The sequence below is a fragment of the Sulfurospirillum multivorans DSM 12446 genome, assembly GCF_000568815.1.
GTDB classification, from domain to species: domain Bacteria; phylum Campylobacterota; class Campylobacteria; order Campylobacterales; family Sulfurospirillaceae; genus Sulfurospirillum; species Sulfurospirillum multivorans.
Window position 1 is genome coordinate 652,753 of the sequence record NZ_CP007201.1, and the last position, 13,457, is coordinate 666,209.

At 38.5% G+C, this 13,457-nt stretch carries 17 protein-coding genes; 15 read left to right on the forward strand and 2 right to left on the reverse strand.

Annotation, left to right across the window (positions count from 1 at the left end; genetic code table 11):
* Window positions 1-8 precede the first annotated feature (8 nt).
* From atpA to SMUL_RS03460, 9 genes are all read left to right on the forward strand, one after another.
* The gene (atpA, locus tag SMUL_RS03420) at window positions 9-1,514 is read left to right on the forward strand and encodes a F0F1 ATP synthase subunit alpha (protein ID WP_038533780.1); all 1,506 of its coding nucleotides are present in this window, start codon (window positions 9-11) and stop codon (window positions 1,512-1,514) included.
* Between the two features lie 9 nt (window positions 1,515-1,523).
* A complete protein-coding gene (gene atpG, locus SMUL_RS03425; RefSeq protein ID WP_025343863.1) occupies window positions 1,524-2,408 on the forward strand; it encodes an ATP synthase F1 subunit gamma in 885 nt (294 codons plus the stop codon).
* A 33-nt stretch (window positions 2,409-2,441) separates the two neighbouring features.
* Window positions 2,442-3,839, forward strand: a complete 1,398-nt coding sequence (gene atpD, locus SMUL_RS03430; RefSeq protein WP_025343864.1) for a F0F1 ATP synthase subunit beta — start codon at window positions 2,442-2,444, stop codon at window positions 3,837-3,839.
* Between the two features lie 19 nt (window positions 3,840-3,858).
* Entirely contained in the window at window positions 3,859-4,254 is a 396-nt protein-coding gene (gene atpC / locus SMUL_RS03435; RefSeq protein WP_025343865.1) for an ATP synthase F1 subunit epsilon, read from the forward strand.
* Window positions 4,255-4,259: 5 nt separating this feature from the next.
* Window positions 4,260-4,850 carry a MotA/TolQ/ExbB proton channel family protein gene (locus SMUL_RS03440; protein WP_025343866.1) on the forward strand — a complete coding sequence of 197 codons (591 nt, stop codon included), beginning with the start codon at window positions 4,260-4,262 and terminating at the stop codon, window positions 4,848-4,850.
* Entirely contained in the window at window positions 4,847-5,239 is a 393-nt protein-coding gene (locus SMUL_RS03445) for an ExbD/TolR family protein (RefSeq protein ID WP_038532965.1), read from the forward strand. The genes SMUL_RS03440 and SMUL_RS03445 overlap by 4 nt, the downstream gene beginning before the upstream one ends.
* A gap of 143 nt (window positions 5,240-5,382) precedes the next feature.
* Window positions 5,383-6,021 carry a TonB C-terminal domain-containing protein gene (locus tag SMUL_RS03450; RefSeq protein ID WP_223809756.1) on the forward strand — a complete coding sequence of 213 codons (639 nt, stop codon included), beginning with the start codon at window positions 5,383-5,385 and terminating at the stop codon, window positions 6,019-6,021.
* A gap of 6 nt (window positions 6,022-6,027) precedes the next feature.
* Window positions 6,028-7,293 (forward strand): Tol-Pal system protein TolB, encoded by a 1,266-nt coding sequence (gene tolB, locus SMUL_RS03455; protein WP_025343869.1) that lies wholly within the window; start codon window positions 6,028-6,030, stop codon window positions 7,291-7,293.
* A gap of 66 nt (window positions 7,294-7,359) precedes the next feature.
* Window positions 7,360-7,863: an OmpA family protein gene (locus tag SMUL_RS03460; RefSeq protein WP_025343870.1), complete on the forward strand. Its 504-nt coding sequence runs from the start codon at window positions 7,360-7,362 to the stop codon at window positions 7,861-7,863.
* On the opposite strand, the gene SMUL_RS17625 is transcribed toward SMUL_RS03460, so the two are convergent.
* A complete protein-coding gene (locus SMUL_RS17625) occupies window positions 7,847-7,975 on the reverse strand; it encodes a hypothetical protein (RefSeq protein ID WP_280938049.1) in 129 nt (42 codons plus the stop codon). The genes SMUL_RS03460 and SMUL_RS17625 overlap by 17 nt on opposite strands.
* On the opposite strand from SMUL_RS17625, the gene SMUL_RS03465 reads away from it, so the two are divergent.
* From SMUL_RS03465 to SMUL_RS03490, 6 genes are all read left to right on the forward strand, one after another.
* A complete protein-coding gene (locus SMUL_RS03465; RefSeq protein WP_407701806.1) occupies window positions 7,917-8,789 on the forward strand; it encodes a tetratricopeptide repeat protein in 873 nt (290 codons plus the stop codon). The genes SMUL_RS17625 and SMUL_RS03465 overlap by 59 nt on opposite strands.
* Before the next feature lie 109 nt (window positions 8,790-8,898).
* Window positions 8,899-9,525: an FKBP-type peptidyl-prolyl cis-trans isomerase gene (locus SMUL_RS03470; protein ID WP_025343872.1), complete on the forward strand. Its 627-nt coding sequence runs from the start codon at window positions 8,899-8,901 to the stop codon at window positions 9,523-9,525.
* Window positions 9,416-10,276: a Fis family transcriptional regulator gene (locus SMUL_RS03475; RefSeq protein WP_223809758.1), complete on the forward strand. Its 861-nt coding sequence runs from the start codon at window positions 9,416-9,418 to the stop codon at window positions 10,274-10,276. Before SMUL_RS03470 ends, SMUL_RS03475 begins: the two co-directional genes overlap by 110 nt.
* Before the next feature lie 57 nt (window positions 10,277-10,333).
* Window positions 10,334-11,257, forward strand: a complete 924-nt coding sequence (fabD, locus tag SMUL_RS03480) for an ACP S-malonyltransferase (RefSeq protein WP_025343874.1) — start codon at window positions 10,334-10,336, stop codon at window positions 11,255-11,257.
* A 10-nt stretch (window positions 11,258-11,267) separates the two neighbouring features.
* On the forward strand, window positions 11,268-11,969 hold the full coding sequence (locus SMUL_RS03485; RefSeq protein ID WP_025343875.1) for a 5'-methylthioadenosine/adenosylhomocysteine nucleosidase: 702 nt from the start codon (window positions 11,268-11,270) through the stop codon (window positions 11,967-11,969).
* Entirely contained in the window at window positions 11,956-12,708 is a 753-nt protein-coding gene (locus SMUL_RS03490; protein ID WP_025343876.1) for an ATP-binding protein, read from the forward strand. The genes SMUL_RS03485 and SMUL_RS03490 overlap by 14 nt, the downstream gene beginning before the upstream one ends.
* Before the next feature lie 72 nt (window positions 12,709-12,780).
* On the opposite strand, the gene recO is transcribed toward SMUL_RS03490, so the two are convergent.
* Entirely contained in the window at window positions 12,781-13,398 is a 618-nt protein-coding gene (recO, locus tag SMUL_RS03495; RefSeq protein ID WP_025343877.1) for a recombination protein RecO, read from the reverse strand.
* Window positions 13,399-13,457 lie beyond the last annotated feature (59 nt).

Genomic DNA, 13,457 nt, shown 5'->3' on the forward strand with positions numbered 1-13,457 from the left:
GAGCAAAAATGAAAGCTGACGAAATCAGTTCAATCATTAAAGAGCGTATTGAAAACTTTGAGCTCAATGTAGATATCGAAGAGACAGGTAAAGTTATCTCTGTAGCTGACGGTGTTGCAAACGTTTATGGTTTGAAAAACGTTATGGCCGGTGAAATGGTTGAGTTTGAAAATGGCGAGAGAGGCATGGCACTTAACCTTGAAGAATCAAGCGTAGGTATCGTTGTTCTTGGTAGTTGTAATGAGATTAAAGAAGGCTCTTCTGTTAAAAGATTAGCAAAACTTCTTCGTGTTCCAGTCGGTGAAGCATTGGTGGGTCGTGTTGTCAACTCATTAGGTGATCCTATTGATGCAAAAGGGCCGATTAACGCCACTGAAACACGTTTCGTTGAAGAAAAAGCACATGGTATTATGGCACGTAAATCCGTTCATGAGCCCCTTCAAACAGGTATTAAAGCGATCGATGCACTTGTACCAATTGGTAGAGGTCAAAGAGAGCTTATCATTGGTGATAGACAAACAGGTAAAACAACAATTGCCCTTGATACCATCATTAACCAAAAAGGTCAAAACGTTACATGTATTTATGTTGCGATTGGTCAAAAACAATCAACCGTTGCTCAAGTCGTTAAAAAACTTGAAGAACACGGCGCTATGGAATACACAATCATCGTTAATGCAGGTGCAAGTGAGTCTGCTGCTATGCAATTCTTGGCTCCATACGCAGGTGTTTCTATGGGTGAGTTTTTTAGAGACAGTGGCAAACATGCGTTAATCGTGTATGATGATCTTTCAAAACATGCGGTTGCTTACCGTGAGATGTCATTGATTCTCAGACGTCCTCCGGGTCGTGAAGCATACCCAGGTGATGTTTTTTATCTACACTCAAGACTTCTTGAGCGTGCAGCGAAAGTTAATGATGAATTAGGTGCTGGTTCTTTGACAGCTCTTCCAATCATTGAAACACAAGCAGGCGACGTATCTGCGTATATTCCAACCAACGTTATCTCTATTACCGATGGTCAGATCTTCTTGGAATCCGATCTCTTTAACTCAGGTATTCGTCCTGCGATTAACGTGGGTCTATCGGTTTCACGTGTTGGTGGTGCGGCACAAATTAAAGCAACCAAACAAGTTGCAGGTACGATGAGACTTGACCTTGCTCAATACCGTGAGCTTCAAGCATTTGCACAATTTGCAAGTGATCTTGATGAGTCAAGCCGTAAACAATTAGAGCGTGGTCAACGTATGGTTGAACTCTTGAAACAACCTCCTTATGCACCAATTCCTGTTGAAAAACAGATTTTGATTATTTTTGCAGGTGCTAAAGGGTACTTAGACAGTATTGATGTTAAATCAGTAGGCCGTTTTGAAGCGGAACTTAACTCTTATGTTGAAGCAAAGTATGCAGATATTTTTGAACAACTTAAAGCTAAAAAAGCGATTGATAAAGAGCTTGAAGAGCTATTACATAAGGCATTGAGCGAGTTTAAAGCGACGTTTGCAGTCAAGTAAGGATCAGCTATGGCAAACCTTAAAGAGATAAAAAGAAAAATTAAGAGTGTTCAGAATACTCAAAAAACAACACGCGCTATGAAGCTGGTTTCAACTGCAAAGTTAAAACGTGCCGAAATGGCTGCAAAGCAATCACGTGTGTACGCCGTTAAAATTAACGAAGTGCTCTCAGAGATTGCTTATAAAATCAACCAGTACACCAACGGTGCAGTTGAGAGTCGTTTTTTTGATAAAAATGAGACACCCAGCACAATTGATGTCATTTTTGTGACCGCAGATAAAGGTTTGTGTGGTGGTTTTAATATTCAAACCATTAAAGCTGTTCGTAACCTTTTATCTGAATATGGAAAACAAAATGTGACCGTTCGACTTCGTGCTGTCGGAAGAAAAGGTATGGCATTTTTCAATTTCCAAGGAACTGAGCTTTTGACCTCCTATGCAGGCGTAAGCTCATCTCCAAGTTATGAAAAAGCACAAGAAATTATTCAAAGTGCAATTGATGATTTTGTTGAAGGTAAAACTGACAAAGTTATTTTGATCCATAATGGATATAAAAATATGATTTCGCAAGAGTTGAAAATCGTGGATGTTGTACCGGTACAATCTCCTCTTGAAACACTCGAAACAAGCTCCTTAATGGAATTAGAGCCTGATGAGAGTGGCGAAGAGATTTTAGATTCATTGTTGCAAAAATATTTTGAATACAATATGTATTATGCACTCATTGATTCACTCGCAGCTGAACACAGTGCGAGAATGCAAGCGATGGAGAATGCAACCAACAATGCCAAAGAGCGTGTTGGCATTTTAACATTGGCCTACAATAAAGCTAGACAAGAGTCTATTACTACTGAGCTCATTGAGATTATCAGTGGTGTAGAATCTATGAAATAAACTGTTTTGCAAAAAATAAAAGGAGAATATTCAATGAATGGATTAATTAGCCAGATTATGGGTCCAGTTGTTGACGTCGATTTTAATGGCTACCTTCCTAAAATCAATGAAGCGATTGAAGTGAATTATGAAGTAGAAGGCAAGAAGCAACGTTTGATTCTTGAAGTAGCAGCACATTTAGGCGACAACCGTGTAAGAACAATTGCGATGGATATGAGTGAAGGTTTAACAAGAGGAATCAGTGTTAAAGCTTTAGGCAATCCTATTCAAGTTCCCGTAGGTGAAGAGGTTCTAGGACGTATTTTTAACGTCATTGGTGATGTCATCGATCAAGGTGCGGATGTTTCAAGAAAAACACTTTGGTCTATTCACAGAGAACCACCAAAATTTGAAGAGCAAAGTACAAAATCTGAGATTTTTGAGACAGGTATCAAAGTTGTTGACTTACTTGCCCCTTATGCAAAAGGTGGTAAAGTTGGACTCTTCGGTGGTGCTGGCGTTGGTAAAACCGTTATTATTATGGAACTCATTCACAACGTTGCGTTTAAACACAGCGGTTACTCTGTATTTGCAGGTGTTGGTGAGCGAACACGTGAGGGAAATGACCTTTACCATGAGATGAAAGACTCTAACGTCTTGGATAAAGTTGCTTTATGTTATGGTCAAATGAGTGAACCACCAGGAGCAAGAAATAGAATTGCACTTACAGGTCTTACCATGGCTGAGTATTTCCGTGATGAAATGGGTCTGGATGTATTGATGTTTATTGATAACATTTTCCGTTTCTCTCAATCAGGTGCTGAGATGTCTGCACTTCTTGGACGTATTCCTTCGGCAGTTGGTTATCAACCAACATTAGCCAGTGAGATGGGTAAATTCCAAGAGAGAATTACATCAACTAAAAAAGGTTCTATTACGTCTGTTCAAGCGGTTTACGTACCAGCGGATGACTTAACTGACCCTGCTCCTGCAACGGTATTTGCTCACTTAGATGCAACAACCGTACTTAACCGTGCGATTGCTGAAAAAGGTATTTATCCAGCGGTTGATCCTCTTGATTCAAGTTCACGTATGCTTAATCCAGAAATTTTGGGTGCGGATCACTATAATGTCTCTCGTGGCGTCCAAGCGGTACTTCAAAAATACAAAGATCTTCAAGATATTATTGCGATTCTTGGTATGGACGAGCTTAGTGAAGAAGACAAAGTTACGGTTGATCGTGCTCGTAAAATTGAAAGATTCCTTTCTCAACCATTCTTCGTTGCAGAGGTATTTACAGGAAGTCCTGGAAAATACGTCACGCTTGAAGAGTCAATTGCTGGCTTTAAAGGTATTCTTGATGGTAAGTACGATGATTTACCAGAAGCTGCGTTCTACATGGTAGGAACTATTGAAGAAGTTATTGAGAAAGCTGCAAAACTAAAAAGCTAAGAAGCGATAAGGTTAAAAAATGAATACATTAAAATTGGAAATTGTGACGCCAACGGGTCAAATTTTTGCCAACGATGTAAAAAGTGTTACGCTTCCAGGTAAAGAGGGTGAGTTTGGTGTTTTACCAAACCACGCCTCCTTGGTAACGCTTTTACAAGCAGGTGTCATTGATATTGAACTAAAAGATGGAAATCATGATGTTGTCGCTATTAATTGGGGACATGTTAAAGTCGATGAGAACTCTGTTACAGTTTTAGCCGATGGCGCAGTCTCAATTGGTGGAGCCAATGAAAGCGAAGTTGCAAAATCATTAGAAGCTGCTAAAGCACTTTTAGAGAGTATTAGTGATTCAGATATTGCTATTGCGATTGCTACAGCAAAAATCGAGTCCATTGCAAAAACAAGGAAATTTTAAATCTTATGACATCTTTTGAATTGTTCTTGAATTATTTTGCAAGAAGTGGCTTTTTTACATGGGTGATTTTAATCTGGCTATCTGCCTATTTTATCATTACATGTGGTATTTTCTTTAGTAGATACTTTTATCTTGGATATTGGCTTTCCATTGAAAAAAATTCGTTAGAGTCTATGCTAATGGGTTCAAAGAATGTACGTGATGATTCAATTTTACGAAAATGTTCAAGTACAGCAGGGGCTTCTGAAAAACTTTTAAATGTGTGTAAAAATGTTGCTGAAAAAAATGCAACGAGTGGTTTATGGATGCTCTCCATTATCGCTTCAACCGCACCTTTTATTGGTTTGTTTGGAACCGTTGTCTCTATTTTGGAGACATTTAGTGGTTTAGGACAATCAGGTAGCGCATCATTGGGCGTTATTGCACCTGCCATTAGTGAAGCCTTGGTCGCAACGGCTACGGGTATTTTTGTCGCGATTCCTGCCTACAGTGCCAATCTGTTTCTTCGTAGAAAAGCGTATGAAGTGATTGTTTATGTACAAAGAGAAGTGGATATTTTACTTTCAGCCAATGAGACACGAAGAGATAACGCATGATGAGTCAATTGGACGAAGTTCCTGAGTTAAACATTACACCACTTGTAGATATTATGTTGGTATTGCTGGCCATTTTAATGGTTACAACGCCTGCCTTGGTCTATGAAGAGGTGATTAAACTTCCTGATGGTAGCAAATCCTCTGTTGTGAGCAAACTTCCAGAGCTTGAGATTAGGGTTACCAAAGATAAAAAAGTCTATATCAAAAACGATAGTTTTATGCTTGCCGAATTTCCTGATAGTTTTATGATGCAAAAAAGTAAATATCCTCTTAAAAGTATTGTCTATATCAAGGCTGATGAAGCCCTCTCTTATAAAGACGTTATGTTTGTACTCAAAACAATTAAACAGGCTGGTTTTACGAACGTATCTTTAGAAACGAATGGATAAATACTGTGTCGAGTGTGAATAAATACGCCTCTCTTGGATGGATTTTATCCATCCTTCTCTACATCTGCTTGCTATTTTGTCTTGCTTATGTTTTAAGCTCGCACAAAGATACGCTTAAAAATTATACTTCTCAAAAAGATCCTATGAATGTTGCTTTGGTTGAGCGTAAGAAGAATGATTCAGAAAAGCTTAAAGAGGAACGCAAAAAAGAAGAAGTCCAAAAACCCGTTGAAAAACCTATTGACAAACCAAAGAGTGAAGAGAAAAAAGTTGCCTCTTCCCCCAAAGAAGCAGTAAAAAGCCAATCACTCCGAGGCCTCTTTGAAGATATTAATACGTCTAAACTTCCGAAGGAAGCCAAAGAACAAAAAAAAGATCAAACAGCACCTACACGTATTAAGCCAAATAAAGATGAGACAAAAGAGAAGAGTGAGAGTGTTGCCTCTAAAATTGCAAACTCCTTGAATTTTTCAGAGCAAAAACATTTAGTGGACACCAAAAAAGGTGGTGAGTATGATCCATTTATTGGTAAAATTCAAGAAATTTTAGAAGAAAATTGGCAAAAGACAGTTGATACAGAAAATGGCAATGTTGCGAAGGTTGTAATTAAAGTCAGTGACCAAGGTGTCTTTAGTTACAAAATAGCTTCGTTGTCTTATAATAATGAATTCAATACAAAACTCAAAGAGTTCTTACATGCCATGGAAAGTGTTGAATTTCCAAAATATGAAAAAGGATCCTTATTTGAGATGCCAGTTGAATTTAAAGATATAAAGGAGTAAAGCGTGATTAAAAAAATCGTTGTTTTCTTATGTTTAGCGCTGTTTGCATATGCTGGTGACGCAACCGTAGAAATTGTCAAAAAGATAGATGTGCTTCCAAAAATTGCGGTGCAAGATGCAAGCCCAAGAAATGTTGATTTAGAGTCAAGAAGAAGTTTTTTTAAGCTTATAGCAGGTGATCTACGTGTGAGTAGCCATTTTAATGTTCTTGATGATTATTTGCAAAGTAGTTATGAAGGTGGACCGTTAGAGAATTTTCTCTCCGATAAAAAAGTAGATATGATCTTACGTTTTAGTTTGACGCAAGATATCAATGCTGCTACAGCAAATGTAAAATTGATTAACGCAAAGACGGGTGTGACAACCTTTGAGAAAGTGTATAGCATAACGGATAAAAAGAGAAATCCTTTCTTAGCGCACAAAATTGTTGTAGATGTAAATGACCAAGTAGGGGCTCCTTCGGTTAAATGGATGGAGCAATCGGTTATCTTCTCTCGATATACGAATGCTAAAAAGAGTGAGATCGTGATTTCTGACTATACCTTGAGCTATACAAAGATAGTTGTAACAGGGGGGCTTAATATCTTTCCTAAATGGGCAAATACGGATCAAAGTGCTTTTTATTATACCTCGTACAGTGGTGCGGAGCCAACAATTTATCGATATGATTTAAGAACAGGTGGCAGAAAAAGCATTATTTCAAGCCCAGGTATGATTGTATGTTCCGATGTTTCGAAAGATGGAACTAAACTTCTTTTAACCATGGCCCCCAAAGATCAAACCGATATTTACATTTATGATATTTCAACGCGAAAAATAAGTAAAATTACAGATTATTCAGGTATTGATGTTAATGGTAACTTTATTGATGATGATAAACGTATTGCCTTTGTTTCTGATCGCTTAGGAAGTCCCGATATTTTTGCACAAGGTATTTATGATAAAAGTTTTGAAAAACTGGTTTATCATGGCAAGAATAAGAATTCTATTTCAACGTATGATAATTATATTGTCTATTCAAGCAGAGAAGCGGACAGCGAGTTTGGAAGAAACACCTTTAATCTCTATTTGATTTCAACGAAAACAGATTATTTAAGACAATTAACAGCAACAGGTGAGAATCTTTATCCACGTTTTGCAAAAGATCCTGATACCATTATGTTCATTAAACAGTTTGGAAATCAGAGTGCTTTGGGCATCATTCGTCTCAATGCAAACAAAACGTATCATTTTCAACTCAAAACTGGTAAACTTCAGTCAATTGATTGGTAGTTTTTTAAAAAAAATGTGCTATAATTCCGAAGTTTTTAAATTTGAACTTTTTAAAAGGATCTAATAATGGGTAAATTAGCTTTAACGAGCTTAGCGGTAGCGGTTTTGGTTTTAACAGGTTGTAGCCAAAAAAGTCCAGAAGTCGATATGACTAAAGGAACTAATGACACAAAAGGTGCATCAACAAATGATGGTATGAGCGCTCTTCAAAAATTGATTGCTTCTTTAGAGGCTAACTCTAAAACAATCTATTTTGATTTTGACAAATACACCGTCAGAAAAGATCAACAAGCAAATATCGATGCAAATGCTGCATTGTTCAACTCTGCAGAAGCAAAAAGCTTCTCAATCAAAGTTGAAGGTAACTGTGACGAATTCGGTACAGACGAATACAACTATGCACTTGGTCTTAAAAGAGCAAAAAGTGTTAAAGATGGTCTAGTTGCTAAAGGTATGGTTGCAGATAGAGTAACTGTTGTAAGTTATGGCGAAAGCAATCCTGCATGCACAGAGCACAATAAAGATTGTTGGTCTAAAAACAGAAGAGCAGAATTCAAAGTTCTTCCATAATCTTTGTTTGAATGAAAAAACAGATTTTTCTATTTTCGATAGCGTTGCTGCCTATGGCAGCGCTATCGAGTGAACCCTCAGCTTTTGGATCCAGCGATTCTAGTAGCAGCACTAGCAATACCTCCTATAGTAATACTGTTAGCGTTACTGATATGAAACCTCAAAACAGTCAAAAAATAGCAACCATTAATGAAACCGTTGTCAATAATAAAACAGCTCTGAGTAATGTCTCTGAAGAGTACGAGGGAATGCGTTCAGTTATGGAAAGTTATGCAACTAAAATTGCTAAACAAGATGAAAAAATGCGTCAGCTCGAAGAGGAAAATAAAAAACTTAGAGAATATGTTGAAGAGAGTCGTCAGATTCAAACTGAAAATCAAGATAAAATCAAAGTGGTTGTTGGTGAACTTGGAACACTGATTGATTCTATCAATAAAGATTATGTACCCAAAGATAAATTTGATCAGCTTGCCAATGAAGTAAGAGGTAACAAGAGCAGCGCTTCTAAAACGACTACTGCCCCTGAACCCGCTAAAAAAGAGACCCCTTCAAAAACAATTTCTGCTAAAGAATTAAGCACTAAAGATAGCGCGACATTGATTAAAGAAGCGGATGATTATTTTGATAAAAAATCGTATACTGAAGCACAAGCGCTCTATACAGAACTCTTAAATCGTAATTATAAACCTGCAAAAGTCAATTTTACACTTGGCGAAATAGCATACAATCAAAAGTCTTATGCCAAAGCGATTGAACACTATAAATCAAGTATTTCACTTTTTGATAAAGCAGCTTATACCCCAACACTTCTTTATCATACAGGCACTTCTTTTCAAAAGCTTGGAAAAACCAAAGATGCACAAGGTTTTTACAAAGCGCTTAAAGAGAATTACCCTGATTCCCCCGAAGCTAAAAAAATTAAATAACTTTTTTTATACACTTCTTTGCCCAAAAAATAGACTTAAAGCTTTCGCCTAAGGGCATATACAACAAACTTATGTTAAAATTCCCTGTTTATAAATTAAGGGAGAAAATATGAGTATTAGTGATAATCAAGTAGTTTCAATCCATTATGAGCTTAGAAATGTTGATAGTGGTGAAATTTTAGATAGTAATATTAATGCAGCGCCACTCTCTTTTATTGTTGGAAAAGGTCAAATTATTCCAGGATTAGAAGAGAAAATTAAAGAGCTTAAAGCTGGTGAGAACGCTGACATTAAAGTAGTTGCAGCTGATGCCTATGGTATTTACGATGATCAAGCTGTTCAAACATTACCAAAAGAGCAATTTGCTGGACTTGAACTTCAAGTTGGCATGACACTTTATGGTCAAGGTGAAAACGGTGAGACGGTTCAAGTAAGCGTTAAAAGCTTTAATGATGAAACCGTTGAAATCGATTTTAACCATCCTTTAGCGGGACAAGATCTTTTATTTGCAATTAGCATTCTCGAAGTACGTGATGCAACAGCAGATGAGATGTTAAACGGTTATGTTGGTGGTGGACACAGTTGTGGTTGTGGATCTGGCGGATGCGGTTCCCATGAGCATGAAGATGAGAGTGAATGCTGTGGCGGACACGATCACGATCATGAGCACGGTGAAGGCGGATGCTGCGGCGGTGAAAGTCACTCCCATGGTGGCGGATGTTGTGGATCACACTAATTATATAGCAAAGTCAAGAGCCTCTATGGAGGCTCTTAAATCAGCTAATCTTCTCAAAAGTGTTACAATTAATGCACTGATATTGGGTGAAAATGGCGCGGGCAAACAAACGCTTGCCAAACATATTGTTTCAGCTCCTATTGTCGATGCGAGTGCTTTCAATGAGCTTTTAGCGCTTATTGAAACAAACAGTAGTCTCATCGTCAAAAATTTTCATAAAATTACCAATTATAAAAAACTCAAAATCGCGTTAGATGTTCATAAAACACGCATTATTGCAACCTCTAGTTTGCCAATTGGCGAACCTTTAATGGATGAATTTTTCAGCCTTAAGATTGTTATTCCACCGCTTCGTGAACGTCTTGAAGATGTGCCTGCGTTGATGGAGAAATTCGCCTATGAAGCATGTATGATGTTTGATGGAGAGTTTGGTGCAGCACCTTCTTTGGATGAAATCACTCCCGATCTTAGCAAAAATTGTTACTCCCTCAGACGATCCGTTTACAATGCTTATCTTATGAACTCTTTTGGCGAAGAAGAAATTTTAGCAATGATGGAGCGTTTTTTATCCCAACGTATTGGTGGGCGAAATGATTACCGCGATTTGCTCTACCTTTTTGATGTTCCTATGATCAAAAGTGGCTATACCAAATTTGGCTCTCAACTTGCCATCAGTGAAAAATTTGGACTCAATCGAAATACCCTACGCAAAAAAATCAACGATTACAAAGACAGACTAAAAATAGACTAGATGTGTGCATTTGTACCTGTGACAAAAGCTTACATGTAAAACATAAAAGGTTCATCAATGAATAATAGTATCTTTATCTTTCCTGGACAAGGTAGCCAAAAAATTGGCATGGGAAAAGATTTTTATGATAACGCTCCTCTTGCAAAAAAGATGATTGAAAAAGCAAGTCAGCGAGTAGGATTTGACTTTACAGCGCTTCTGTTTGAAGAGAATGATAGATTAGATCAAACAGAGTTCGCACAACCTGCTATCTTATTGGTCAGTCTCATCGCGCATCGCCTCTTTAGTGAGCAGTGCAAAGTCATTCCTCAATCCGTTTTGGGTCATTCTCTCGGTGAATTTTCAGCTTTAAGTGCTGCTAGTGCCATGGATTATCTCGATGCAGTAGAGCTTGTACACCAACGCGGTCTTTTGATGAAAGAGGCGTGCGAAGGCATTAATGCGGGTATGATGGCGCTTCTTGGTTTGGATGATGTCAGTGTTGAGAATCTTACATGTAAAGAGCGTGAGCTTGGCAAAAAAGTCTGGGCGGCAAATTACAATGGCGATGGACAGATTGTTATTGCGGGGAATAAAGATGATTTAGCTTCACTCGAGCCACTTTTTAAAGAAGCAGGGGCCAAAAAAGCGGTTTTACTTCCGATGTCCGTCGCAAGCCATTGTCCACTTTTAAGCTCAGCTCAGCCAAAACTTGAAGAATACTTAGAAAAATGGCTCAAAGAGAGTTTTGCAATGCCTGTGATTTCCAATGTGACAGCAAGCGCTTATCAGAGTAAAGCAGAGGCAAAAAGACTCCTTTCAGAGCAGTTGGTTTCACCTGTCAAATACAAACAATCTATTTTACATGTAGAGAATGCTACGGACTCGTTTATTGAATTTGGAGGCTCTGTACTTAAGGGTCTTAATAAACGCATTACGCAAAAACCAACGCATAGCATTACCGATATGAAAAGTTTAGACGAAGTGCTTGCACTTTTGTAAAAGGAAAAAGATGAAAATAGCGATTATGGGTGCGATGGTCGAAGAGATCACGCCACTTTTAGAGTTTTTTGGAACGTATGAGACGATTGAGCATGCCAAAAATCGTTACTATACCACGTCGTATAGGGGAATAGATTTAGTCATTGCTTACAGCAAGATTGGTAAAGTTAATGCGAGCCTTACCGCTTCAACGCTTATTGAAAAATTTGGAGCGCAAAAACTTCTTTTTTCAGGCGTTGCGGGTGCACTCAACCCCTCCCTTAAAGTGGGCGATTTGCTTGTAGCAACCAAACTTGCTCAACACGATCTTGATATTACGGCGTTTGGCCATCCTCACGGCTACGTGCCTGAGGGTTCTGTCTATGTTGAAACGGACAAAGCACTCACAGAGTTGGCTAAACAAGTAGCATTAGAACAAAAGATTCCATTGCTTGAGGGTATTATTGCCACAGGTGATCAATTCATCTGCGATGGTGTGAAAAAAGAGTGGATTCATACGACATTTAATGCCGATGCCACTGAGATGGAAGGCGCTTCCGTTGCTGTGGTATGTGATGCTCTAAACATTCCTTTTTGTGTGCTTCGTGCCATCAGTGATGCCGCTGATATGGACGCGGGATTTAGTTTTGATGAATTCTTAGTCAGTTCAGCCAAAGAGAGTGCTCAGTTTATTATCGCGATGTTGGACGAACTCAGTCATGATCGAAATTAGTAAACGCCTTTTACGCATCGTAGGGCGCACCAATGCCCACTACAATCTCATCAATGAGGGCGATAAGATACTGCTAGGGCTTAGTGGGGGGAAAGACTCCCTAAGCCTTGCGCATGTTTTAAAACACATGCAACGCGTTGCTCCGTTTGATTTTGAATTTAAAGCGGTTACGATTGCCTATGGCATGGGAGAAGACCTTCAAACATTACACAATCACTGTTTGGAGCATGAGATCGATCACGAGATTGTGGATACGAAGATTTTTGAGCTTGCGCAAGAGAAAATTCGTGAAAACTCCTCATTTTGCAGTTTCTTCTCGCGCATGAGACGAGGAGCACTTTACACCTATGCGCTTGAGCAAGGTTATGCAAAGTTAGCGCTTGCGCACCACCTTGATGACGCGGTAGAGAGCTTTTTTATGAACTTCTCACACAATGGAGCACTTCGCTCTATGCCACCCATCTACAAAGCGCAAAACGGCTTGCAGGTGATTCGCCCACTGATTCATGTACGTGAGCGTCAATTGCGCGATTGTGCAATGGATGCCAATATGCCGATCATCGGAGATGAAGCGTGTCCTGCGATGCGTTTTGATGTTAAAATGCCCGTGATGCGAGCCAAAACGAAAGAGATGCTTATTAGTATGGAAAAAGAGAATCCCGATCTTTTCATCTCACTCAAAAAAGCATTTGAAAATATCCAAACATCCAGTTTTAGTGATGCGCGCTTTTTAGAGTAAATTTCTGCTTCGAAAGAAGCAAGCTTTAGCGCAGCGTAGGCTGTTAGGCAAAGCCAAACAGGCGTATCAAGATCAAAACCCCTCCAATAAAATTTTCCATAACACATCAATTTGTTCATCATCCAGTGCTATGGTGCTCTGTTCTTCAAAAAGTTGCTTTACATGTAAAAGATCAAAGGTCTGATTCCACGCACACAGTTTATGTGCAGGTAAAAAACCTCGAATCAGTGTTAAATCATTTTCAATGCGCTCTTCGCAGTTAAAACAGATAAAATCATCGTGCAATCTTCCCTCATAAATCAAAAGTTTGATATAGGCTTCAATAGCGACCCGTTTAGGGTTCTGCTTTTGCCAAATAGTAGAACATGCTTCTAAAAGATCAAAATAAAAACTATCAATCGTTGCTACATCTTTGAGATGCGTGTAAAAAAGCCGAATAAAAGGCTGCCAAATCAGCATGCGTTCGCGCTGGTTATTCCAAGGCGTTCCTAGGTGCATAATGGAGCGAAGCTGAGGAATGGATGACTTGAGAGAGGGAATCGCTTCAAAGTCAATTTTGTAGCCTAAATGAATCGTAGAGTGACGGGCACCGTAAAATCTATAAAGGGTTTTAATGCTGGTTTGCGTTAAAATGGTGACAATTAAATCTTCGTCTTTGACGCGATTTAAATTGATGATGTATCCTTGCATAAAGAATTTTAGCATCTAAATATTTGACTATTATTAAAATTAAAAATTAACTATTCATA